This window comes from Candidatus Cloacimonas acidaminovorans str. Evry, assembly GCF_000146065.2.
GTDB classification, from domain to species: Bacteria; Cloacimonadota; Cloacimonadia; order Cloacimonadales; family Cloacimonadaceae; genus Cloacimonas; species Cloacimonas acidaminivorans.
The window spans coordinates 1325254-1351875 of the sequence record NC_020449.1; the positions used below are offsets into that span (position 1 = coordinate 1325254).

13 protein-coding genes and 1 riboswitch are annotated in these 26622 nt (G+C 36.2%); of the genes, 3 read left to right on the forward strand and 10 right to left on the reverse strand.

Annotation, left to right across the window (positions count from 1 at the left end):
- Positions 1 to 361: 361 nt before the first annotated feature.
- Genes CLOAM_RS05410 through htpX form a run of 3 tightly spaced genes read right to left on the reverse strand, consistent with a single transcriptional unit; the run spans position 362 to position 3053 of the window.
- Positions 362 to 793: a hypothetical protein gene (locus CLOAM_RS05410; protein ID WP_044278974.1), complete on the reverse strand. Its 432-nt coding sequence runs from the start codon at positions 791 to 793 to the stop codon at positions 362 to 364.
- A gap of 23 nt (positions 794 to 816) precedes the next feature.
- Positions 817 to 2187, reverse strand: a complete 1371-nt coding sequence (gene rlmD / locus CLOAM_RS05415; protein WP_015424864.1) for a 23S rRNA (uracil(1939)-C(5))-methyltransferase RlmD — start codon at positions 2185 to 2187, stop codon at positions 817 to 819.
- A complete protein-coding gene (htpX, locus tag CLOAM_RS05420) occupies positions 2184 to 3053 on the reverse strand; it encodes a protease HtpX (RefSeq protein WP_015424865.1) in 870 nt (289 codons plus the stop codon). Before htpX ends, rlmD begins: the two co-directional genes overlap by 4 nt.
- 364 nt (positions 3054 to 3417) lie before the next feature.
- Between htpX and CLOAM_RS05425 the strand changes: the two genes are divergently transcribed.
- From CLOAM_RS05425 to era, 3 genes are all read left to right on the forward strand, one after another.
- Positions 3418 to 4761 carry an MATE family efflux transporter gene (locus CLOAM_RS05425; protein ID WP_015424866.1) on the forward strand — a complete coding sequence of 448 codons (1344 nt, stop codon included), beginning with the start codon at positions 3418 to 3420 and terminating at the stop codon, positions 4759 to 4761.
- A gap of 64 nt (positions 4762 to 4825) precedes the next feature.
- Complete coding sequence (rocD, locus tag CLOAM_RS05430; RefSeq protein WP_044278975.1) at positions 4826 to 6160, forward strand: ornithine--oxo-acid transaminase; 1335 nt, start codon at positions 4826 to 4828, stop codon at positions 6158 to 6160.
- Positions 6161 to 6204: 44 nt separating this feature from the next.
- Positions 6205 to 7089: a GTPase Era gene (gene era / locus CLOAM_RS05435; RefSeq protein WP_044278976.1), complete on the forward strand. Its 885-nt coding sequence runs from the start codon at positions 6205 to 6207 to the stop codon at positions 7087 to 7089.
- Between the two features lie 27 nt (positions 7090 to 7116).
- Here era and CLOAM_RS05440 read toward each other — a convergent pair whose 3' ends face one another.
- The 7 genes from CLOAM_RS05440 to CLOAM_RS05470 all read right to left on the reverse strand — a co-directional run bounded on the left by CLOAM_RS05440 (position 7117) and on the right by CLOAM_RS05470 (position 26196).
- Complete coding sequence (locus tag CLOAM_RS05440; RefSeq protein ID WP_015424869.1) at positions 7117 to 13509, reverse strand: hypothetical protein; 6393 nt, start codon at positions 13507 to 13509, stop codon at positions 7117 to 7119.
- A 10-nt stretch (positions 13510 to 13519) separates the two neighbouring features.
- Positions 13520 to 14338 (reverse strand): type III pantothenate kinase, encoded by an 819-nt coding sequence (locus CLOAM_RS05445; protein ID WP_044278977.1) that lies wholly within the window; start codon positions 14336 to 14338, stop codon positions 13520 to 13522.
- Positions 14339 to 15026: 688 nt separating this feature from the next.
- Positions 15027 to 17207, reverse strand: coding sequence for a CHASE2 domain-containing protein (locus CLOAM_RS05450; RefSeq protein ID WP_044278978.1), 2181 nt, complete (start codon positions 17205 to 17207; stop codon positions 15027 to 15029).
- Positions 17208 to 17221: 14 nt separating this feature from the next.
- The gene (locus CLOAM_RS05455) at positions 17222 to 17893 is read right to left on the reverse strand and encodes a hypothetical protein (RefSeq protein ID WP_044278979.1); all 672 of its coding nucleotides are present in this window, start codon (positions 17891 to 17893) and stop codon (positions 17222 to 17224) included.
- Positions 17894 to 17896: 3 nt separating this feature from the next.
- The gene (locus tag CLOAM_RS05460) at positions 17897 to 22468 is read right to left on the reverse strand and encodes a tetratricopeptide repeat protein (protein ID WP_044278980.1); all 4572 of its coding nucleotides are present in this window, start codon (positions 22466 to 22468) and stop codon (positions 17897 to 17899) included.
- 653 nt (positions 22469 to 23121) lie between these two features.
- A complete protein-coding gene (gene pruA, locus CLOAM_RS05465; protein WP_015424874.1) occupies positions 23122 to 24747 on the reverse strand; it encodes an L-glutamate gamma-semialdehyde dehydrogenase in 1626 nt (541 codons plus the stop codon).
- A 79-nt stretch (positions 24748 to 24826) separates the two neighbouring features.
- A riboswitch (molybdenum cofactor riboswitch) is annotated at positions 24827 to 24945 on the reverse strand.
- A 153-nt stretch (positions 24946 to 25098) separates the two neighbouring features.
- Complete coding sequence (locus tag CLOAM_RS05470; protein WP_015424875.1) at positions 25099 to 26196, reverse strand: hypothetical protein; 1098 nt, start codon at positions 26194 to 26196, stop codon at positions 25099 to 25101.
- Positions 26197 to 26622 lie beyond the last annotated feature (426 nt).

The window sequence follows — 26622 nt, forward strand, 5'->3', positions numbered from 1 at the left end:
CTTTAATAAATTATAAGATCGTTGAACATAAAAAGGAATAATGCATACTGAATTCATTCTATAAAAAATCCGGATAAGCGCTATAAACATTATAGTAAAACATTATTAGTTCAGCAGGAACGGCAGGTACTAACAACGGGTTTCAACCCGGTGAAAAGAAACCAGAGTAAAAATAAGTTCCTTTGGAACTTTTTCATCTTGCTCCATTGGTCCAATAGTTATTTTGGGATAACACATAATTTATATATTTAGCGAACTACTCTTTATCAAACTACAAAGGGAAGTAGCTTTGAATTATTTTAACATTGCTTTCATATACCAATTATTCAAAGGTCTTATCTATGAAATCTGTGAGAGTTCATTAATATAGGCGTTGGTTACCGTAGATATACCAAACACCATTTTCTCTTTTGAAATAGGAAATATCTCCAGAGTCCTCCGGTTCATTTAAAGTAAGGGTTTCCGAATGGGAAGTAAATTTATTTTTACTATGTACAACAGCATAGTCGTCATCCAAATCAATATAGAGAACTTCTATTTCCAGCAGGGAGTATTGAGCCATTCTATCCAGCCATAGAGCATTAAAATTATAACTTGTCATTCCCTTATGCCGATATTCAGTATGTAGATGTTCCATTATTCCGCTCATATTTTTCAAGTTGAATTCCATACTTATATCATAGAGAATATCCCGAATTTCACGCTGGGCAATTGTATCGCTGTCATTACTTTCGCAGCTTCCTAAAGCCAGCATCAATAAAATAGCGAAGATTAGATATAAGTATCTTTTCATTCTTTTCCTAACCAATTATTTTATTATCTCATATTTATATTATAATCGTTATGTTTAAGAACGGCAAGACATTCTATATGCCAGGTATTGGGAAACATATCAAAGGGTTGTAAAAAAACAACTTTATATTTCTCTCCGGCAATTAGTGTATTTAAATCTCGGGCAAGAGTCATAGGAGCGCAGCTTAAGTAAATAATTTGTTTAACTTCCGCTTGTATAATTGCTTCCAAAGCGTTTTGTTGAACTCCGCTGCGGGGAGGGTCCATAATAATTGTATCGGGCTTTTCCTTTATTAAAACAGCAGACAGGTTATCTTCCACTTTGCCTATGACAAAAGAAACATTTTTTAGCCCGTTCAGAACTGCATTTTCTTTTGCATCTTCAATTGCCTGAGGAAATTCTTCCAGCAGAATAACGCGTTTAACCTTATCTGCTAAAGAAAGTCCTATAGCTCCAATTCCGCAATAAGCATCCAGAATAACATTGTTACTATTAACAAAATCCTGTAGGAAGGAAATAATCATTTCCATTGTTCCGGTATTTATTTGCCAGAAACTGCGGTAGTTAATCCTGAATTTCAAGCCGCATAAATTATCGTATAAATTCTCGCTTCCGTAGAGTAGCTTGGTTTCTTTACCTAAAATAACATTTTCTTTTTGGCGATTGATATTCTGGATAATACCTTTTATTTGGGGAAATTCGGTAGTCAGCTTTTTCACCAGAAGATTGGTAAAAGGGAGTTTTCCGCTTAAAGTAACAAGGATCACCAAAATTTGTCTGCCATCAGAATTACAGCGAAAACCGATATGTCTTAATTGACCTTTGTGTTCAATTTCGTTATAGGGCTCAACCTTCGCTTTAAGGCAAAATTCCATCAGGGAATTAGCCAGCTGATCAAAAATCGGGGGATGATTTTCACAAGTATTATGTTCTACTATTTGATGGGAAAAACGGGCAAACATTCCATAAGTGATTTTACCCGTTTGATAATTTTTCCCCACCGGCATAAAGACCTTATTCCGATAATGTTTTATTTGGGGAGAAGGAGCAGGAAAGTAAATTACATCCTTATCTATAAAAGGACTGAAGAGTTCCAGAAGCAACTGATTTTTTTGTTTCAGCTGTTCAGAATATTTTAACATCAGCCAATCACAACCACCGCAGGGAATTTCTGCAGCAAAGGATGGGCATTGGACTTCAACCCGGGAATCCGAATAACTTATATATTTTGTCACTTTCCCGTAAGCATAATCCTTCTTTTCTATGGTAATATCAATATCTACAACATCGCCAACAGCAGTATAGGGTACAAAAATTGCCTTTCCTTCTGCATAAGCAATGCCAAAACCGCCCATTGCCATTTTTTTAATTTCTAAATTCGGTATGTGTTTCAAAGCATTTCCTGAAGATGTTGAATGCGCACTTCAATAGGAGGGTGCGTAGCAAAAAGGGAAATCCTTTTCTGATTATTGATTTTTGCCAGGGCATAAGAATCACTTCGTTTTTCCGGAACATAAGCATTGGCTATTTTTTTCAATGCTTCAATCATAGGACCTGCACCTACCAACTTTGCCGAACCCGCATCAGCTTTAAATTCACGCCAACGCGAATATGCCGCAATAGGAATATTGGCAAGAAACATTAAAATGTTTTGCAGAACCATAATCACTAGCATATATCCAAAATAACCTAATCCGCCACCGCGATCATCACGCAATGCATTATCAATTAAGACCGTTAAAATCCTGGCAAAAAACATCACAAAGGTATTCACAACTCCCATCAGCAAAGTCATTGTAACCATATCTCCATTGGTGATATGAGTCATTTCATGTCCCGCTACAGCGGCTAATTCCTCTTCCGAAAGGCGATCTATTAAAGCCGAGGAAAAAGCAATCAAAGCATTGTTTTGGGAAGCTCCAGTGGCAAAAGCATTGGCATCCCTGCTATTATAAATACCAACTTCCGGCATTATAATATTTCTTTCTGCTGCCATACTTTCTATTGCAGAAAGCAAATAAGCAATTTTGGGATGCTCAATTCCCGGTTTTATAATTTGAATTTTATAGCTTGCTTTTGCCATTGGCTTGCTTAAATACAGCGAAATTAACGAACCCCCCATTCCAAAAATAGCACATATAATCAGCAAACCCCATAGGTCTTCCATTTTCAAACCCAGAAGACCTACTACAATTCCTAACACCAACATTACCAGAATGTTGGTGAGCAGGAAGATTCCCATTCGTTTCAGAAAATTCATTTTACGCTCCTTTATTTATTTTTATCTTCTAAAATTATACCTTCAACCAATAAGAATATACTTATATCTTTTCCATTGCCATTATTATTTGTAGGCAAGCTAAGGCAAGGATTTTTTTTAAGTTCTGCGAACTCTTTGGCAAAAAAAGAATTTGCCAACCCATCTTTTCTTAACTGTATTATTTAGGATAAGATAACTGCCTTTTACCCTTCTTCCTTAATAGCATTGCTTACCCATTGCTTACCCATTGCTAATGGCATTAGTATTGGGTGAGCAATGCTAAAGCAATTCTATTAGAAAATAACTTCCTGTCTTGACAGAATTCTGCTTATTTAAAAAAGGGGTTTTATAAGGAAACCATCAAATGAAACACAGTAAAATTGAAATTCTGGAAAAGACACCTGTCGCCTATTCTATACTTTATCTTGCCCTACCCAGTATGCTAAGTATGCTGGTAAATATCTTATATAATTTAACGGATACTTTTTTTATCGGCAAGCTGAATGACCCTTTTAAGGTTGCCGGTGTCTCTATTGCTCTGCCTTATTATAATATGCTAATGGCGATTGCAGGAATTTTTGCCAACGGTGGAGCCAGCTATCTCTCCCGTCTTTTAGGGAAAAAAGATCTAAAAACAGCTCGGGAAACCACTACCACTGCTATTTTTACCGTAGCCATTGTATCAATATTTGCTGCTGCCTTGGGCGTTCTTTTTATTCCTACCTATCTTAAATTATCTGGTGCCAGTGCCTTAACTGCACTTTCTGCCAGGCAGTATTTAACAGCAATTTTTATTGGCAGTCCGATCATAATGATTAAATTTACTTTAATTCAACTGCTTAGAGCTGAAGGTGCAGCTAAAGAAGCAATGTTGGGTTTGTTTATAGGAACGGGAGCAAACATTATTCTTGACCCGTTGTTCATTTTTACTTTTAAGATGGATGTAACCGGAGCTGCCATAGCTACAGTAATTGGTCAGGGTTTAGCAATGCTTTATTATATTTCTTATTACTTAAAAAAGAAGAGCTTAGCTAGTCCTGGAAGAAAGTATTTACACCCGCGTTGGTCTTGCTATAAAGAAATATTTGCAATTGGAATTCCTTCCTCTTTAAGCCAGGTTATGATGAGTATCGGAAATGCCATAAGTTTTAAGCTGGCTTCTGCTTACACGGATCATACCATTGCTGCCCTGGGAGTTGTTTCCCGAGTTTTTTCCATAGCTATTTTTGCTTTTATTGGCTTATCTATTGGTATTCAGCCGCTTATTGGTTTTAATTATGGAGCACAAAATTATACTCGTATGAAAAAAATAATCAAGATGTCCAATATAATCTGTTTAGGAATGTCTGCTGTCTTTACCTTGTTTTTTGCTCTTTTCCCGGGAGAACTAATTGCGGTATTTATTAAAGATAAAGCAATTATGAAAATTGGAACACAGATACTGAATGCCTATGTTTTTGCTATTCCGTTTGCGGGTTTGGGAATGATATTAATGGCTGCACTTCAAGCAATGGGAAAGGCAATACCTGCTTTCATCGTCTCCTTATCGCGTCAGGGAATTGTCTATATTCCAATGTTATATTTGCTGAATTATCTTTTCCAATTCAGCGGTTTGATCTATGCAATGCCTATTGCTGATGTGATAACTACCATTCTTTCATTCACATTTGTGTATCATATAACCAAACGGCTGAAAAGTTCCCCTTGACACAAAAACCCCTTTATAAATAAGGGCTTAAGAAATAGAAATAATAATATATATGGAGGAAAAAATGTCCACGAATCTGAAATGCGACTGCTCTACCGATAATGAAATAGTAGAAATGGAAAAAAATTATGGAGGAAAAATGTCTCAAAATCTGAAATACGGCAACATTAGCAGCAGTGAAGCAATGGAACTGGAAGAAAAATATGGAGCTCATAATTATCATCCCTTGCCCGTGGTTTTAGCAAAAGGAGAGGGTGTTTATGTTTGGGACCCTGAAGGAAATCGTTATTACGATTTTCTTTCTGCCTATTCAGCAGTAAATCAGGGGCATTGTCATCCCAAAATTATTCAGGCATTGATTGACCAGGCAAAAGAGCTTACTTTAACCTCACGCGCTTTTTACAATAATAAGCTGGGAGAATATGAAAAATATATAACCGAATATTTTGGTTACGATATGGTTTTACCTATGAATTCAGGTGCTGAAGCAGTTGAAACGGCAATGAAACTTGCCCGCAAATGGGCATATAATGTAAAAGGAGTAGCTTCCGATTCAGCTATTCTTATATTTGCAGATAATAATTTTCATGGCAGAACGATATCTATTATTTCTGCTTCTTCCGATCCGGATTGCTTTGGCGGTTTTGGTCCATTCACACCTGGAATTGTGCGTATTCCTTATGATGATGCTAATGCTTTAAAAGAGTATCTGGAAAAAAACGGCAAAAATGTAGCTGCTTTTATTGTTGAACCAATTCAGGGTGAAGCCGGTGTAGTTGTTCCTAAAGAGGGTTATTTAAAAGATTGTTATGACCTTTGCCATCAATATAATGTGCTGTTTATAGCCGATGAAATTCAAAGCGGTTTAGGCAGAACCGGAAAACTTCTTGCTTGTGATTATGAAAATGTGCGACCCGATGTTTTAATTTTAGGTAAAGCACTCTCCGGAGGTGTATTACCTGTTTCAGCCGTTTTGGCAGATAAGGATATTATGCTGCAAATAAAACCTGGAGAACATGGTTCCACTTACGGCGGTTTTCCTCTTGCCTGTGTTGTAGCTATTGCTGCCCTGGAAGTTATTAAAGAAGAGAAATTGACTGAACGCGCTTTTGAATTGGGTGAATATTTCCGCAATGAACTGCGTAAAATAGAACATCCTATGCTCAAGCTTGTGCGTGGAAAAGGTCTTCTGAATGCAATTGTAATTGAACCGATGAATGGATTTGAAGCATGGGATGTATGTTTAAAAATGAAAGATAAAGGTTTGCTTTGCAAGCCGACTCACCGTCATATCATTCGTCTTGCTCCACCCTTGATTATTACCAAAGAGCAATTGGATGAATGTATTCAAATTATCAAAGATGTTTTTAATGATTTAAGTGCAAACTTAGGTCAATAAATAACTATAAGGGGTGGCTTTTCCACCCCTTGTTTTTTTGCTTTATGAATAATTCAGCAAATTTCAAAAGCGGCTTTGTAACTATCATCGGTAAACCCAATACCGGTAAATCAACTTTAATGAACCTTATTTTAGGGGAAAAAATTTCTATTACTTCTCCCAAGCCACAAACTACCCGTTATGCTATTAAGGGAATATGGAATACTTCTGAACATCAGATTATTTTTGTAGATACACCCGGCTATTTAAAACCCCGCTATGAACTGCAGGAAAAGATGCTCAAAATTTGGCATAATGCTTTAAAAGATGTTGATTTGATTATTTTCTTAACGCAAATTGACGGTTTTCCCACAGAATATGACAAAGAAGTGCTTAACCAGCTGAAAACTTTAAAAAATCCTCAATTGGCTGTTTTCAATAAACTTGACCTCAATCCCGAAGTAGATAGAAACGAGCTGGTAAAATATCTTCCCGAATCCATAAATGAGGTCTTTTTTGTTTCTGCTAAAACCGGAGAGAACATTCCGGAATTGATGGAAGCAATTAAGTACTATATCCCTTTTCACGAGCCCTATTACGATAATGATATGCTTTCCGATTTGCCAATGCGTTTTTTTGCTCAGGAAATTATCAGAGAAGCAATCTTCCACTTTTTTGAAGAGGAAATCCCCTATTCTTCAGCTGTTCTTATTGAACGCTTTAAAGAATTTCCCGACAAGGTAATTATTGATGCCGTAATTTGGCTGGAAAGAGAAAGCCAAAAACCTATTCTTATCGGAAAAAATGGCTCCTCCATCAAAAAAGTAAGGGAATATGCAGAAAGAGAACTTACCCGTTTTATGCAAATGCCGGTTCAAGTGCATTTGTTTGTTAAAATTAAGCACAAATGGAGAAAAAAGCAATCAGCACTGAAAGAACTCGGTTTTTAGTGTAGCCAGAGGAGTGGCATCCTCCGGCTATAGATTAATTTCTACCCAGACACCTAAACTGAAAATAGAAGTTCCATCCTCAGTTTTTTTATCGGAATTTACTTCATAGCTGCCGGTTAAGCCACCTCTAATATTGGCATCAAACTGATAAGTTGCCTGAGGTGAAATGGCAAAACGACTGGTATTTCTATCTACTTGAGAGGTAGTGCTACCCTTGGTTTTATCAAAATTATTTTCGTAGGTTATTCCCAAAGAAGATGTCAGTTCATTTTTAATATGTATTTTCTTTTTAGTGAAGGGAACAGAAAAACCTTTTGCTGCTCTGAAACTGTAGGAAATATTTCCGTTCAGTGATTGTGTATTGCTGGTTTTCAGAATTTCGTAAGTATCCATATCGGTAATGTTTTTGGTTTGGCTTAAAGAGAAACTGAGATTGGTAGAAACGACCTTAAAAAGATTTCCCGTAAAGCCCAGCAAGGGATTTAAGGCATAAGTATAGGACTCCTGTTTGGGCTTAACCCAATCCAGATTTCCATTTTGGCGGACAGTATATTGAAAACCGGTATTTAATCTTGAACCGGAAATGTATTTTCCTAAACCAAGCAGGGTCTCAATATCCATAACAGATAAAGTAATATCGGGAAAAGTGTAGCCAATAGTTTGATTACTGGCACTGGCATATCTTCTGTTAGACATCAGAGAACAGTTTATAATGCTATCTACTCTACGCGAAAATGTTATTCCGCTACCCAAAGTGAGAGTATTATCATTGGAAACGGCTTCCAGAGAATCGTAAGGAACTGTGTGTGGTAAGCCAATTTGAAAAGAAAAAGGAAAAGGATTGGTTTTACGGGCATAATTCATCATATAAGTATTCTGATAAGAAGCAGTTATATTTTTAAGCATAGCAAGAGCATTCACAAGAGTAATTACAGGATTAAAACCTGGTTCTTTGGTTTCTGAGGGTTTGGTGGTTTCAGTTTCCTTCTCTTCTTCTTCCGTCTTTTCTTCTTTTTCCCCGTTCCCAAATATGTCTTCCATAAGTTTATTCAATTCTTCTTCAGAAAGGTCTGCCAGTTTACCTTCCGCTTCTAAACGAGCAAGTTCATCTTTGCGTTTTTGTATTTCTTCTTCGCTTAATTTCTGTTCTTCTTCTTTTTTCATCTCTTCCTGTTTCTTTTGTTCCTCTTCTTTTTTCATTTCCTCTCGTTTTTTTTGTTCTTCCTGTTTTTTCTTATCTTCTTCCGTCATTTCTGTTTTAGCTGAACCTTCATCTTCTTTACCTTTGGGAGAAACACTTTCAGGTGGCAGTTTACTTTTCATTTTCATTGCCCAATTGGATAAGAGAGACGAATTCATCAAGGTTAAATTCATGCGTATAGAACGGTTTGTATTGCCATCTCTCTGATAAGTATCAACTGCTTGACTTTCAACATATTGAGTGTATTTTCTTTGAGTATCGGTATATCTTGCAGAGACGGAGGAAGTAAAATTAAACACTTGCGGCAGGTAATTGGGACTATAATTCAAACCTAAATCCTGAACATATTCCGTTTGTTTACCAATGTTGATATCATAAAGATAGTCCTTTTGCAGTAAATCGCGTTTTGTATTGAGCCGTGCCGTAGCGGTTAAATCACTTAACAAACTCCAGGAGAGATTATTATCGGTAGTAATAGTTCTTGTATCCGTTGTCTGAGAACGTTTATTCCAAACCAAACTGTCAACGGTAGTAAGTCGGTCCCAGCTTTTGGGTTCGTTACTGCTAAAGGTTACACTATTACTGAAAGTATTGGGAAAATAGCCCAAACGGTAGTTCTTAAATAATTTGAAGCTTGTTTTTTCGGCAGGAATATTCAGGTTATAATTCAAAGTTCCCCTATATGCCAAAAGGGTATCCACTGCGGTAGAAGTATTATTATAAGAGCTTTCAATTCTTCCGCTAAGGGAAGTTCTATATACAGTATATTGCAGAATTTTGTTTTTAGGTGCCTGTTTTTGGCTGAAACCAAAATCTGCGCTGTAAGCCAAATGTTCTGTCTTTTCAATTTTTTTCAGTTCAGGGTCTGCTATATTAGCTCTTAAAAGGTCTGAATTTGCTCTAAACCTGGGAGTTCCTAAAGAATAATTTCGGGTAAGAGACAAAGGCATATCCAAGTTCCAGGAATTGGGAAACAGCTTATTCAGGAATATTTTATTCGTAATATTGAGGGATTGAGTGCTGGTAAATGTATTACTGCGTCCGCGTTGAATTGTAGTATTAAAATTCTCGCTTTTATCCTCAAAATCAACATTTATAGTGGCAACATCAGCAAAAGTGCCACTTACACTAAGGCGTTTGGCAATTCCTAAATCTTCATAAGGATCGGCAACTCGGATATCATTAAAATATATAATTCCGCTGAATTCTTTTATATCCATTTGATTTGCATAGAAATGAGCTCCGGGAACATAAACTCCTAAATAGATATCACGGATATTAATCAAGCTTGGTTTGCCACGATAATATTTTCCCAGTTGTCCTTCATCGCCAGGAATTATATTAACTAAAGAATCCGCTTCCGCATTAGGATTAATTTCTTTCAGGGAAATAAGGTCTTGCAGATTATATTCCAGCTGAATCCAGTCCTTAGCATTCATTTTAGCATTATAAGGACGAACCGGAACCCTTTGCCTAACTTGATAATAGTTCAAGGAATCAGCTCCAATACGAAAAATAATATAGAGAGAATCCAAATTGGAATAAGAACCCTGAGCCGCTTCCGGATAAACCCAAAAACGGATTTTATCGTAGGAAAGCAGATTTTGAGTATCCAGCATACGCTGTCTGAGTAAACACATTTGATCCCGTTGTAAATGGTTCACTTCCAAAGTTAAAGCCGATTCTGCCGATTCTTTTTTTTCTTCAGTATACCAGGTTCCAGCAGGTGAAGTATAGTGAGTAAAGTTCTTCTGATTAGTTACAATTCCGGAAATATAGCTCGTATTTTTCGCTATCAAAACTGAGGGTTCAATTATAGGATTATAATATTGAACATAGCTATTGGGGGGTGGCGCATTACCATATTTGAACTGGCGGATAAAATTATCCTGCCATTTATTACCAACAACGGAAATATCTGCGATGCGGACTTTTACATCCATCTGGGCATCGGTATCCAACCAAATTCTGGCATAAGATATTTTTTGTAACGAGGGCTGAATATTAGTTCCGGAACTGTTTACCATTTGATAGTATTGTTCATCATTAAGAGGAATCCGAAACATCCGCCATTGATTGTAAGAATCCACTACCAGAGAGGAATCCGGACTCGTAAGCGAAAAAGAATAACTGAGATAGCGGTCTAAAGTGTTTAAAACTCCATTACCATCAAGGTCTTCAGTATCCAAAATTCTGTTTTCTTCAGTTCCATTCACACCTGAATAATCATTGCCACTTGCGGGATAGGCAATGTCATTAGGATCGTGACCTGGCTGATTTTTAGGAATTCCATCCAAACCGATATCTTCACTGATTGTAAGAACTCCATCGCGATTTACATCTTCACTGTTTAAAACACCATAACCACCATATTCAGTATAAAAATCTTCGTTAATATCGCCAAGGTCTATATGCATCGTCACATTAGGGTAAATATTAGTATTAGGATAAAGAGGTTCCAGCTTGGCATAAACCTCCAAATATTTCTTTTGCGAAAAATCAAGTTGGTTGCCAAGATATTTCATAATTCCAGCCCAACTATGTGTTGTGGAACCTGGAATTTGAACAGGATTCGGTTTAACGATCATAGTAAGCACAGTTACATATTCATCCTTTTCCTGTTCCGTTAAAGTTGCTTCTGCTTCAATATCTTTTCTTTTCACATCTTTGGGATTGAACCAGTTTATTCTTCCTTTGGCATAAGAGGTTGAAAAGGGTTTACTTCCCAGCATCCATGTATTATAAGTAACCCCTAAAGGGTAAGAATCCATAATTGATTCCATATCATCAAGATATGCTTCTTTTTTCTTGCTTTTGGGATCACCATAAATATTGGGCATAGTAAAAGCAACTTCACCGGACATAGAAAGCTGGGAAGGAGCCGTAGTATTAATTAAAGGCAGGGCATCCAACCATTTGGTAATAAAAGCCGGTTTGAAAGTTAATTCACCATCAACATCTCCCATCAGCATTTCTATATTTTCATTGCCGATTCTGGGTCGTCTATCGGAAACATCTTCACTGCGATAAATTAGAGTTCCTCCCAGTTTTGCATAATCGCTCAATTTCCAGTTTGCCCTTATCCCAGCCAGATTTTTCTGTGCTACACTAAAGAGAGTGCGGGATTCAAATTCTATTTCAATTTTAGCATCGGGATCCTTTCCAGCAGCAGTTAAAAAAGTTATTCTGCCAAAATCGTAATCCACTATATAATCAATATTTTCTCTTTGTTCATTGCCGTTTACTTTAACTTTTACACTTCCTTTAAGCACGCCCATTGAAGAAAGCTCAATTGCTTCCCGACCGATTTTACCTTTAATATTAATAAAAATGCTTGTGGAGTCCTGATAGGAATATTCATCCTCATTTTCTTTGCGGTAAATTATGCCATCTCCCAAGCCCCTCATTGGCTCAATAAAAGGCATAATAATCCAGCCATTGGTAAGATTAACGGTAGCATCATCTCCATTGATAAGTCCATCGGGACTGCCATTAGCATTTAATCTTAAGTAGTCATTATAGGTAGAAATATCACCAAAGACCAGATTATCGGGTAAATTATAATTTCTGGTTAAGTCCACATTAACAGTATAAACCTGCAATTCAAAACCATCATTTTTAATGTTGGTTCTACCCATATCGTATATATTGCGCATTTGTAAATGCCAGGTATTGAGTTCATCATTAGGATCGTAAGGAATATATTCCTGATATTTCTTTCTTAGAACTTTCACATGTAAGCGACTGGTATCAGAATTGGGAGGAGGAACTTGAACTCCATCCCTGCGAGTATATTGAACCCCCAAAGTGGCAGTCCGATCTATAGTTTTCAAGATGGTAATAATTCCGCTGTCATAATCGGTTACAAAATCCGTTCCTTCAATTAATTCATCATAACACGGTTCATAAGGAGGTCTCATATTATTGGAATAGTAGATAGTATCTCCTACTGCGGAAGCGGTATTATTGGTATAATTGGCATCATCATAAAACAAACGCACAGTTCCATTTGCCGGTAAAAAATTTTCATTTACAATCCAGGAACCGTCTGGAGCGGTTTCAATTGCATTATTTATCCAACCAGGAGGTATATTAGTTCCGGTTTTAAGTTGGTAAAGTTGATAGGGATCGTGCAAATAATACATTGTTCTTCTGGCATATTTCCAGCTGCTGACCGTGGAAGAATCCGCCTGACTTTTACCTATGTAGGTCTGAGTATTTTTTTGGCTTTCTTCTTTACTGGCAATTACACTTAAGTCCAAATTGCCATATTTGAATTTAGTGGTTATACCAAAAAGTCCCTGTGAGCTGGCAGAATAGCTTACATAGCGCGATCCGCTTAAAGAAAGAGCAATATTTCCCCCTTCAATACTTTGGATAAATTCGTCATCATAGCCCGTATATTTTACATTTACATTGTTCATATCAAAGAGTTCTTCATCCTGCTTGGAATTGTATTTAAAGTTTACAGCAATTTTATCACCAATAGTTCCGGAAAGACGAAGGTTGGTTTCCATTTCCATTTTCAGGTCAAACACATTTTTCCCTGATTGATCATATATGGGAACCTGTTTTCTATGTGTATTACTAACCTGCATAGTAAGTTTTTGAGTTCCATCCAGATTTAAGCGTCCTGCAGAAGAACCAAGAACCTTTTGCATCGCTTTCGGCATAGCAATTTCCGGCAGTAAGGTAAGGTCTTTAAATAAACCGCTGCTAACTGTCTGCGCTACTTGTTCTTGGGTCTTGAAATTAGCAATCAGGGATTTATGAAATGCCTTTGTTTGCATATTGCTGAAATAACGGTCAAAACTAATCGGAACATCGGGTGCAATTTTATAATTACCTACTTGAACGCATAAAATTACTTTACCATTGGCAAAATCAATTTCTTCCTTATATTCTGGTGCAAAGGCAGGAATTTCATAGGGCTTTGTCTTGTAATAATTCATACCTTTGTTTATCTTATAAACTTCTATCCGATTGTTAATAATAGGATTGTATTCAGTAAGGTAAAGACGGGGGTATAATGCTTTTTCTGTTAAGGGATCAAGCTCGCGTTTTATTTCCTTTTTGGGTCTGAAATATCTGGCAGGAAAAATGCCTTTTTGCTCTGTTTGATCGTCTTCCGGTGGATTAGAAACCTCAGGAACCGTCTCTGTAGCCCACAATACAGTTAAAGCTAATAAAATCAAACAGGCGAAAAGCTTTTTCGTCATAAATTCAGGATTATTGATTCAAAATTTTGCCTAAAGCCAGATAAAACCCGTCCAGAGTAAGACCTTTATCAATAGTATTAATTTCACTAAGGTAGGGTTTTATCAAAGAAGACATACCACCGGTAAGGATTGTTTGAAATGGTTTTAGTTGTGAATATTGCTCTTTGATTTTAGCAATGAATGTATCCAGCATAAAGGAATGACCGTAAATTATTCCTGAAAGCATTGCTTCCGTAGTATTCAAACCCAGAAGAGCAGTAGGAGGAACAAGCTCAATTTCATATAGTTTTGCTGCTTTACTGAATAAACTTTCAGCTCCAATTTTTATTCCGGGAGCAATTATAGCGCCTTCAAACATTCCTTCTTGGCTGATAAGTTCAATCGTTGTGGCTGTTCCCAAATCTATTATGATTGAAGATGTCCGATATTTCTGCCAGGCAGCATAAGCATTGGCAATTAAATCTGCCCCGATAAAAGAGGGATTATCCACTCTGAAACTGATTCCTAAAGGACTAAGTGCATTTATTTCATACACTTCTGCCTGTATATATTTGCTGCATAAATGTTTCCAAACCCTTGTAAGCTCGGGAACTACACTGCCTAAAACAATATAGCGAATATCTTTTAGCCCGAGTTTATAACCTTCCGGTAGAGTTGTGGACTCCAGCAAACTGCCGAGCAGAATATAATATTCGTCAGAAGTATTTTCCCGACTGGATTTTAGACATACCGTCCAAATGGATTTACCTTTCAAGTATATGGCACATACGATATTTGTATTTCCTATGTCCACTACCAGAATCGGCTCTTGCAATAATAAATTACGCATAATCCCTGCTCAATATCATTTCCTGTAAAGATAATAAATCATACGCAAATAGCCATTATAGTTATAATTCTTAAAGAGCATTATTCTGTCAATAGATTTCTGTATTGGAATTGATAAAAGAAAGTTATCTTAAATCCCTAAGAATATTCCGAAGATAAGTTCAGGAACAGAGTTTTGTTCAATTTTTTAGAGCTTCAATTTCGGGAAATATTCATAAAATTTCAATTCCGGAAGGGCAATTATATTTCAGAGATATTAGTGCCTGCAAAAAAAGGATAACGAAAAAGTATTTAGTGCCTTTATTTATTATATAACCCCCATCTAATATAATACTTTAGCCCTATATTTTGTCCATAAGTGCAGAAATATGCATAATTAATTGTTATTTAGTCAATTAAGTAACAACACCGTAACACTTCCGTAACACTTCCGTAGTTCCGTTACGGAGTTGTTACTTGAGTGTTACTTTATCATAATGGGGTAATGTATGTATAAGAGGAAGGAAAATAATACCGGAAAAATCATAAATGCAATCTTTATTTTTAGAAGGGCTTACGCACACATCGCTATCATTTTATCGCCCTAACGGGTTTTGAGGAATCTAAACCTTTTAAATCCTCTCAACCCTTTCAACCAATTTTACCAATCAAATCTGTGCTATCCGTGTTATCTGTGAGAGCTTATTATTTTATTTACTTTCAAATTGCCAACTGCCATCCCAAGTATCCCAATCAATAATTTCGCAACGATTCAACATAATTCTACTTGGTTCATCCGAGGGTAAAATGGCTAAGACCTCTTCCAAAAGGGTTTTTGCCTGGTTTTTTTGTCCAGCAAGCATTAAATCTAAGGCGGTTTCATATTTACGATACGCAGAAATTAACTCCGGTTTATTTTGCATATTTTCAAGTGTATCAATAATTTCATAAATTTCACAAGGATTTAATTTACCCTTCACTTTTACCTTATCCAGTTTACGACAAAAGACGGTATTGCTAACTGCCCGATAAGTGTATTCATCAATAATAATAGTGGTAAGATAATATTTATTCAATCCTTCCAGGCGGGAACCGAAATTCATTTTATCGCCAATGCCGGTATAATTGAAAATTCTATCGGAGCCAATATTTCCTACAATTACTTCTCCTGTAGCAATACCAATACCGATACGGAAATTTTTCAGGACAGGATGATCTTTATATTCCTCTTTGATATTAAGAACAATTTGGCGAATAGCAAGAGCGCTTTTTACGGCATTTTCTTCAAAACCGGGATAAGTTACGGGCGCTCCAAACAAAGCTAAAATAGCATCTCCTATATATTTATCCAGAGTTCCGCGATGAGTAATGATGGTCTGTGTTGCCCGATTGAAATAGTTATTCATAAATCCCGTTATTTCAGAAGGAGTTAGCTGTTCGCAAAAAGAAGTAAAATTGCGCACATCAACATACATAATACTGATATACTTCTTTTCTCCACCTGCTTTCAATTTTTCCGGTTCCTTCATAATTTCCTGGATAACTTCCGGTGAAACATAATGCTCAAAAGCATCCCGCACCATTCTTTTTTCTTTACCCTGCTCATGTGCTTGAGTAATAAACATTGCTAAAAAGCCCAAAACCCAAGGAACAAGAGTGTAATTATAATTATATATATAACTCTCTTTCACATAAAGCAAATAAACGGCAGGAATAGAAAGCAGAGAAATAAATAAAAAAACGCTAATAGATACAAATGGCTTACTGCGAGGAATAAAAATAGCCATAATGGTCAAAGCCAAAATGTTAATTATTAGTAAAATACGGGAATCTACCCAACGCACATAATTTTCTTCCAGCACATTCCTGATAAATGTGGAATGTAATTCCACACCTGGAAAGGAGTTGTCCAAAGGTGTTATTTTACTGTCCTTCAATCCGTAGGCAGAAGTCCCTACTAAAATAAGCCGGTCTTTAAAATAACCGGGAGGAATTCTATGAAAAAGGACATCGGAAAAGGAAATATAACGAAATGTTTTATCAGGACCCCCTTGTCCATAATATTTAAAATAAAACAAACCATCGGGACTAAGAGGCAATTCACTCACAATATTTTCTCCGGAAAGCAGCTGACAATTGCGGTTCACCTTTATTTGATCAACACCTAATAAATCTAAGCAAATCTGCATACTGAAATTCAGATAAGCATTATTGTTATATTGCAAAAAAAGGGGATAATCGTGAATTTTTCCTGAAACATCAGGTTCAATATTGGCAAAACCAATTCCTCTTGCTGAATTTGTATATTGAGGAATGGGAGGTATAGGATATTTTAACTGTAAAAAATGTTTGGGCTGAACTTTCCAGGCAGTTAATTTATCGGGAAGAACTCCCGTATAAGAAGGATAATCACTATTAAACATAGATAAATAAACCATTCCGGCATTTTCTATAGCTGCAGCAAAACTATCATCAGTACTTAAAGCATCCATAATTATATCCGGATTTGCCGTCAGACCTTCAAATTCAGGACGCAACCTTTCTCTGGCATATCCCTGAATGCTGTCGCTTTCCGTAAAGAAAACATCAAAAGCAATAGCAATGGGTTCATCGGCAGATAAAATATTAACTAAATCGGCAAAGAACAAACTGGGCCAGGAAGAAAACTGTCCCAATTCCTTGATGCTTTTTTCATCTATATCCACAATGCAAATTTGGTCATAAACACCTTTATATTCACTGTAGGTAATAGCATTGTGAACTTCCAGAATAGTATCATAAATACTTAAATCCAAAGTTCTTAATAAAATACTGATAACGGGCAGTTCAGGCAATAAAATGGAAATAAGCAATACTGCTAAAGCAATCAGGAAATAACGCAAACGGGACATCAATTCGCTTACTTTTATTTTTCCGGTGGCAAACTATCCAGCGCGGAACTATCCGGAAAATCCTCCTTGAGCTGTTTTATATGTTTTTGTAGATTAACTTTATCTCCCAGTTCATCATAAATCATAATCAAACAAGTATGGGATAATTCCGCATCCTTATCCAAAGGTGACTGTTCAATTACTTTTTCAAAAATCTCCACTGCTTTAGTATAATCTCTAATATCCATATAATTTAAGGCATCTTTAACCTTATATTTCGGTTCAGAATACCAGTATAATTCGCTTTCCGGAATAATTTCAGCTTCTTCTCTTCGGATTCCTGCAACCTGACTGGCTTCACGCTGTTCATTTTGAGCTCTAAGATTATTGATTCTTTCCCTTAACTTATTTGGGTAATTAGGATTGGCTAAAGCATCCGATTGGAGTTTACTGATGCTGATTTGAGTGTTGGCATTAATAACCGCAACGCTGCCATTGTTCCATTGAATCTCAGCTTTGGAATCGGGACCTGTTTTAATATAACCCTCAGGTTCCACTTCCATATTCAAGGTTGCTGGCTTATAGGTGAGATTTAGTGATTGTTTATATTGCACCTCACCTACTAAAAAACGAATCTTACCTACAGAAGCAGAAAAAAGACATAATGCTATTCCTGCAAAAGTGATAATAAGCATAGTTTTCTTCATTTTTTACTCTCCTATATATAGCAAATCGGAATATATTGTGGGGTTAACATCACGCAGAAGGTTTTTATTGCTCATCCGATTAAAATATTCCCTGGCTTGACTTTGGTTTCCGCTTTTGTATTCCAGAATACAGAGGTTGCGTAATATTAGATCCTTATCATTACTAAGTTCTAAGGCAGTTAAATAGTTGATTCTGGCTTCGTTATAGTTACCTCCCTTAAATTGGAGATTGCCCAAATTGATTAAAGCACCAAGATTTTGAGGGTCTTGAGTTAAAATTTGATACCATAATTCTGCAGCTTTTCCGGGACGATTATTTTTCACACACCACAGAGCATATTGATTGGCAACCTTTAGATTGGTAGGATATTTTTTAAGCGTTTCCACAAATTTCTCTTCCTGAGCTACCTTTCCCATCAATTTTATGTTTTCAATTTCAGTTTCGTATTTAGTTATTGCTTGCGTTTTATTGCTGTATTCATAACTGGAAATTTGTTCTGTGTATGGTGCTGGAGGATATAGCTGATGTGCAATATCAAATTCAATTAACTGTGGGTCTATTCCTTTTTCAATTAGCATATTATAATCCTTGCTGGCTTTTTTCCAGCTGGCGGTAAAGGTTTCTTTACCCAAAAGCGTTGTTTCAATAGGAAGCCAGTATTTTTTATTTTTATAGATGAACTGGCTTGGTTCAAAACCAAGAGAGAAAATCTCTTCCGTAGTTATTCCGGTATTGATAACCAGCATAACATGCCCCGGAATATCTATAAAACCACATTCTACGCCTATTACCGATAAAGTAGCAGCCAATAGAGCAAGCAAATCGTCACAATCACCAGCTTTTTGAGTTAGGGTCTGAAAAGGAAATTGGACATTATCTATTTCACTGCCGGTCAAATTAGCTGTAGACATATCCGGAATATATTTGATACCATTAGCACTATAAAAACACCAAACCTGAACTGCGCGTTGGATATTTTTATTAAGTTCTCCCACGGGTTGAGTTTTGAAAAGTTGAGTGATATTAGTATTTACGAAAGTGCGCAAATTTACATCTTCAGGATTTATAAAACAGGCATACTGTTTACGATCTTTCCAGTCCATAGCATTGATACCCTGTGCCTGAATAATGGCACTTTTATTAGCAGCACCTTGTTTTTTGTTAAATATCCATTCAACCTCCAGATCCGCATTAAAAGTAGCGGAACCATTTTTGCAGAAATCAAATATCCTGTTATTGATAGGAGCTGTGATATCCACGGTAAGTTCTTCACCACCCATTAAAGCCGGTATAATTTTCTTATAAGGACGATCGGTTATTTGGGGAATGGTAACAGTTACAGAAATATTCTCAATGGAAATTTCTCGCGTATTATAAAGGATAACGGTTCCAATAGGATTGGTTTTATAATATTCGCATAGAGCGGGAAAGACCTTGTAAAATTCAAGTTTCTTAATTTCTATCTCATCTCTTGTTTCGTTATAATATTTCCTTGTTTCAGAAGTAGTTCTGGCTTTTTCCTGTAAAAGCTTATTATCAGGTGCATATTTAAGCGCAATTTGAATTTCTTTCCAAGCATCATCATAGCGTTGCTCTTTAATTAGTAAATCATGATAGAATTCGTGATAAGCAGTTGTGGTGCTATCAGAAGCAATATATTGATAGATATTATCCATCACTGTTAAAGCTTCAGTAGAACGAAATTCCTTATCCAATGCCTGAGCATAAGCAAAACCGTATTTTACTTCAGCAGGCATTTTCTGATAAGCAATAGCAAAATTATTCGTAGCTTCCCTCGCTTTACGACTTTTGGCATAAGCATTTCCCAGACAATAATAAAATTCTGCTTCGTTAGGATTGAGCTGAATGGCATCTATATATTTGTCAATGGCACTCGCATAATTTCCGGATGCAAAATAGCAATCGCCAAGAAGTTTTTGAATAACATCCGCACCCTGGTTATTGAATCGCTGCAAAGTTCTTAATAAAGAATTGATTGCGGTCTCATATTCTTTATTCAGCATTTGTAGTTCACCCAGTTTAATATTATTATCCAGATTATCTTCCACAGCAATCAATTCCCGCATTGCAGATAAAGCATTAGCATAATTCTGCAGTTTTTCTTCAGCTAAGGCAAGATATCGGATTACTTCTTTATCGCGGTTAAAGTTAGCTAAATAGGAATTGCAGAGTTCCTTCACTTTAGCATAGTTTTTATCCATATAATACAATGCAATCAGCTCGCGCATAATATTTTGGTCATCGTTTCTCTTAAACTTCTCCAGATAAGCAATACCCTGCTTATAATCCCCCATCATTCTGTATATTTCAGCTTTCCAGATGGCAGTATCTATCAGCACTCCCGTAATTTTTTCTATAGAGTCAATGCTGGATAATGCTTTTTCAAATTCGTTCCGACTGATGAACATTTGAGCTTCCAGAGTATAATTCTGCACTAATTCTTCTTTAAAATTAACACCTGAAAAGATTTTGGAAGCTCTATCCAATGCTACTGCTGCCTCTTTATAATTCTTATTCTGAGATAAATAACGGTAATAAGAATAAGCATCTTCAATTTCTTCCGAAGGGGGACCGCTTTTTCCATCAGCAGAAATTGACTGCACTTTATAGGTATTTATTTGTGTTTTCGGTTCGGTAATTACAAAACGCGGCTCACTAACTTTATATGTTACACTTTGAGTTCCATTGTTTTCAATTACTAACCAATTTGATATCCCTTCTGCTGCATCCCAGGAAAGTTCTGCCTGTTTATTCTGATTTACTATAAAATGTATGGTCTGGGGTTTCTTGGGACTGAAGTAAAAAGTAAGTAGTCGTGTATTGACAGCCATTTTATCACAAATGTAAAGATTATTATCAGTTGGATTATAACGGATTAATTCAATTTCTGCAAAACCGGGGAAAATACCGTTAGCATTTTTGGTAAAGTACTGATGTTCTGTATTGTTATTATAAATAATGTTTAACTGCTGTGTTAATCCGTCAATATAGCCAATCCTGTTTTCGTATAAAACATCAAAAGTGCTTATTCTCTTAGCTGAAACTAATAGTTTTAAGTTTTTGTCATCATCCAGGGACATCTTATAAATAGCCGAATTATTTGCCAGAAAATATAGTGTTTGACCACTAATCCGCAATAATTGAGGTTTTAAATTTTTGCTCTTAAAATCTATATTAAGCATATGAGCAGAATTTTCATTAAAGATAGCAATCCGAAAATTATCCCTGTCGGCAATATAAATTAAACCATCGGAAGAAATGGCTATACTAACAGGCATATTCAATCGTCCATTCTGATTTCCTTTTCCGCCAAAGGAATCCATATAATCACCCGTTAATGCATTATAAATAAAAACCTTGCAGGATTTACTATCTACCGCATACAATTTATTATTAAAGACGGCAATAGCATCGTAACCTTTCACTCCTCTTTCCCCTTCGGTTACAGCATAAATATTAAAAATGTTGCCGTTATCATCTTTACAGGTAATGGCATCGGTGGTCTTTTTAGCTTTATTATACTGCACTGTGGTTGTATGAACATAATATTTTCTGCCGTCTTGAACAAGATAATCCTTGGCTTTCGGTGCAGTATTTTCCAACAATTTGGGTCGTATTGTAAAAGGAGGTTTTTGCAACACATTCATTGTAGAAAACTCGCTATCCAGATAGAGTTTAAGAGTTCGGACTTTGCTGTCCAATATCCCTAAAAGAACTTTTCCATTGTTATCTACTGTTTTGATAATAGTTGGCTTTTGAAAAGAAACCAGAGATACATTAGTATCTTTTGAACCCCAGGTTGATCGGGGAAATAGGCGTCCGGAAGCATCTGTCTTGCCAATCTTGGTACTCAGAGCATAAATAACATAATACTCATTATATTGATTAATGGCAGAATCGGCAATTTTATCTGCTTTGCCCTCTGGAGTAGAAAATGTAAAGCTACCGCAGGGTGTAAGATTGGTATCAAAATGCAGCATTGCCTGATTTCTGCCTTTGTTTATCAGAATATGAATTACCTGGTCTTCTCCCAAACACATAGATATAGGTGCCATAACCGAAATTTTACCCGTAAACATACCTTCATTAGTAAAAGAAAGCAATTCATTTCGTCCTGCATCCAAAACATAAATAAAGCCCTGATAATTTACCAGAATGCGAATAGCTTTTTTAAACTGAACAGCGGGTGAACCCTTAAAAGATATAGTTCTTAAATAGTTGCCGTCGTATCCATATAAATAAATTGAGTTGGCTTTGGAATCCAGAATATATAAAGTTGTTTCATCTCCTGTAATATCATCCGCCTTACCAGCATAAGGAAGTTTGGTAAATATCGGTTGCAAAAATTCTTTCTTGCTAGCATCCCATGCCTTAATTATGCCTTTTGTATTATCTACACAATATGCAACACTACCCTGAAGATGAAAACAATCAACTCCAAAGGGATTAACCTTATCTGTAGAAACAGGAACTATATGTACCGGCTCAGGAATTGCTAATAGCACTATACAACTAACCAAGATAATTGCAATCAGGAAAAGGGATTTTTTCATATTCACTCCCTGTTTTTTCATAATCTAAATTATATTATCTTCACACAGCACCAAATCTTAAAAACCTCCTTTTTCAGGAGGGCTTTAAGCCCACAAATCCATTAAATTCGCGCAGAGATAATAACCAGTTCTTCAACTTTATATCCTCCACTTTTATCTTTTTTTCTCTTACTCCAAATTATGTTATTCTGTCAAGGAAAAACTTATCCTGCAAAGGCTCCATTTTTTTAACAGTATATAGAAACGAAGTTAATTGTAAAAAAAGCACCTTTTACCCGATAACTCCTAATGGCATTTCTTAAGTATATTTGTAAGCATTTTAACTTGTCTTCAATCCCAATAATACCGATGAATTAAAATGCTTAAACATTTTTTCTGTCTTATATGGATTCCTGCTTTCATAGAAATGACACTGGACTTTTATTTCAAGATCTGATATAAAATATTTTTAGATAACTTCATTATCTATGGCAAATTGGAATTATTCACCTCATTTTTCCTCAACTGCATTGTTCAGTTCTATGCAGTATCCGTATAAAATTGTTTAATGGATTGATTATCCTGAATAATCAGGATTCCTTTTTATTAAAGAAATAAAGCAGGGTGGCAATTGAGCAATTGCCACCCTGCCTATTAGTAAATGATAATTTTAATTATGCCTCAGTCATAAAAGGATATTTGTATTCACTATCAGGAACAAAGTTTTCTTTAATAGACCTGGCTGAAATCCATCTTTGTAAATTTAACGCTGAACCGGCTTTATCATTTGTGCCGGAAGACCTTCCACCTCCAAAAGGTTGCTGTCCAACTACGGCGCCTGTTGGTTTATCATTAATGTAAAAGTTTCCGGCACTATGCCGTAAAACATTGTTTGCTTCCAGAATAGCTTTTCTATCCTGAGCAAAAATGGAACCCGTTAAACCATAAGGAGAGGTCTTATCACAAAGATCAAGAGTTTTGCTGAAATCCTTTTCCGGATATACATAAACAGTTAAAACCGGACCAAAGATTTCCTCTTGCATAGTGCAAAACATAGGGTCTGTGGTTTTAATGAGAGTGGGCTGAATAAAGTAGCCAACGGAATCGTCACAATTTCCACCCCATATAATTTCTGCCACAGGTGAATTTTTAGCGTAATCAATGTAGTTCTTTATTCTATCAAAACTTTCTTTATCTATAACAGCATTGATGAAGTTGGAAAAATCCATAACATCACCCATTTTGACTGTTTCCAGCATTTCCACCATTTCTTTGAACCATTCATCGTAAATAGTATCCGGTATATATAAACGGGATGCGGCACTGCATTTTTGACCCTGAAATTCAAAGGCACCTCTTAAACAGGCAACTGCTAAGGACTTAACATCTGCAGAAGTATGAGCAAAAATAAAATCCTTGCCACCTGTTTCTCCAACAATTCTGGGATAGGACTTATAAAGGTGAATATTATTAGCAGTGCGTTTCCAGATATCATTAAAGACCTTCGTGCTACCCGTAAAATGAATTCCCGCCAGATAAGGAGAATCAATTACAAAATTGCCTATTTCGGCTCCGGAACCAGGAATAAAATTTATTACTCCATCAGGCAAACCTGCCTCTTTTAAAATTTTCATAACAAAATAACCACTATAAACCGCTGTTCCTGCAGGTTTCCAAATAACCGTATTTCCCATTAAAGCAGGTGCAGTTGGAAGATTTCCTGCTATGGAAGTAAAATTGAAAGGAGTGATAGCAAAAATGAAACCTTCCAACGCTCTATATTCCGAAAAGTTCCATTCTCCTTTGGGTGAAACCAGAGGTTGCTGTTCATAAATCTTTTGGGCATAATAGGCATTAAAACGCCAAAAATCAATAAGTTCACAGGCAGAGTCAATTTCTGCCTGATAAGCATTTTTACTTTGACCCAACATCGTAGCCGAATTAAGCAAAAAACGGTATTTTGTAGATAGCAGTTCAGCCGCTTTCAAAAAAATAGCGGAACGGTGATAAAAAGGCATTTCTTCCCAATCAATCCTTGCTTTCATAGCTGCTTCAACCGCTAAATCAATTTCCTGTTTATTCACCTTATGGTATTGGGCTAAAATATGCTGGTGATTATGGGGTTCAATACAGTTTCCGAAATTTCCTGTTTTCACTTCTTTACCATTAATTATGGCTGGAATTTCCACAAAATCGTTGTGCAGTTCACTAAGTGCTTTTTTTAGCTTTTCTCTTTCACAAGAACCGGGAGCATAACTATTCAGTTGCTCATTTTTAGGAACGGGAACGGTAATAAACATTTCTATCTCCTTTTAGTTTATTTCGTTATTTTTAGAATGAAAAGGAGAAATAGACATAGATGGACCAGGTACACCTATCCTGTAGCTCAATTCTTCACCTTTTCACATTGGAAGGCAAATCCGTTTTCAGATAAACCCTATCGGCTAACATCCCTGCCGGAGAAGTTTAGGATTGTTAGCTCGGTGACAAAACAACCTTTTAATTATGCAATATTATGTCAAGTTTTGTAAAATAGTTTACTCTATAAATCGCTATAGTTGATATACATAACTGGCTGAAATTATTGTTAATGAAAAAAGCCCGGCTGTGTAAAACCGGGCTTCTAATAGAGGAATTTTTAAGCAGTTTTATTAAAAATTAAGCTGTAAGGAAGCTCCTGTAGCATAGTTATTCACATCACTATCGTCATTTTTGCCCCAAGCACCGTAAAGATAAAGTTTCAACATATCTTTAACCAGCTGGGATTCTATGCCTCCATTCAGTTCCATTCCAAGGTCTTTTAGCCAGCCACCTGCAGCAAATAAAGTATGTTTTTCCGTTACAGGAAAACGGATAGAGCCAACAGCACTGATAAATGTCTCCTCATTATTGTGATATAACTCGTCAGTCCAATAAAGATTCAGTCCATCGTGAATGATATTATAACCATAAATAAAGAGTCCGTTTTGGTAATATGAGCAGTAAGGAACTAAACCATCTTCGGAGGCAATGAGAATATCAGCTCCAACTTGAATAGGAGTTATATCAATTTCTGCTTTTACGGCAGCGCCAAAACCTGTTTTATTAGGACCATCAATAAACTGATAACATACAAAAGGATTCAAATCTAAAGTAGCAGGACCTGCAGTAAGAGTTACATAAGGCAGGAAAGATATTTCACCGTCATCATTTCTATCATCATAGCCAACATAACTATTAAATCCCCAAACCACAGGAGAAGTTGCTTCCAGGGAGGCAAGGAAAATGGTATAATCATCATGAGCAAAACGGTTATTTTCCAGGTTTTTCAGCATTCCTGCCTGAGCTTTCATTCCCGCAATATCCGTATAAAGAATAACTCCTGCACCATAATGGTCTAAAACCAAACTACGATGATCCGCCAAATATTGTAAACCGGCTTTGATATTGCTCTTGATGGCTGGCATATAATAATCCAGATAAAGTTCACTGGTTTCAATATTTATGCCACCTGCTCCGATGTTGCCTCCGGTAGCATTATCACCCCAAGTAATTTCTCCAATTTCAATAGCCAACCTGAAATTTAACCCTTCAGTCAATTCTGAATTGAGACCCAACCTCAAACGGCTGTCTATATGTCCGCCATCCTTTTTGTAATAATCATTATAGGCAGCAGCACGCGTAAGCATATCGGCATCATAATCAAAATTAATGGCACCTAAAATGCTTATTAACAATAGGGTTGAGATGAGGGTAAGAATTTTTTTCACTTTTCTCTCCTTTTTTATTTGTTTTTAATAATAAGATAATTCATTAACCTGACAATGTCAAGTGAATAGCAAAAGAAACGCATTCGTCTAATCCGAAAATAAAAGCATTGAGTTGGCATTATAAGAGCATTAAAAATTATTTCCTGCTGGAATATTGTAGCAGTTCAAATCAATATAAACACATCCAAGAAGCTTTAAAAATTTTTCGTTCCATTGTAGTAATAATGGCATATACTTAAATTTCGGATGTCTATTGCCGAGCTATTTATGTTGCAAGTTGTAACGGCAATTCGGATCATCTAACTATATCTAAATACTCCCGTCGGACTAACTATCAATCAGCTGAATGCTTCCACTCTTCAGCTATCCTGGAATGCCGTTGCACAAGCAAATTCTTATAAAGTTTTGGTTGCTGAGGATCCTTAT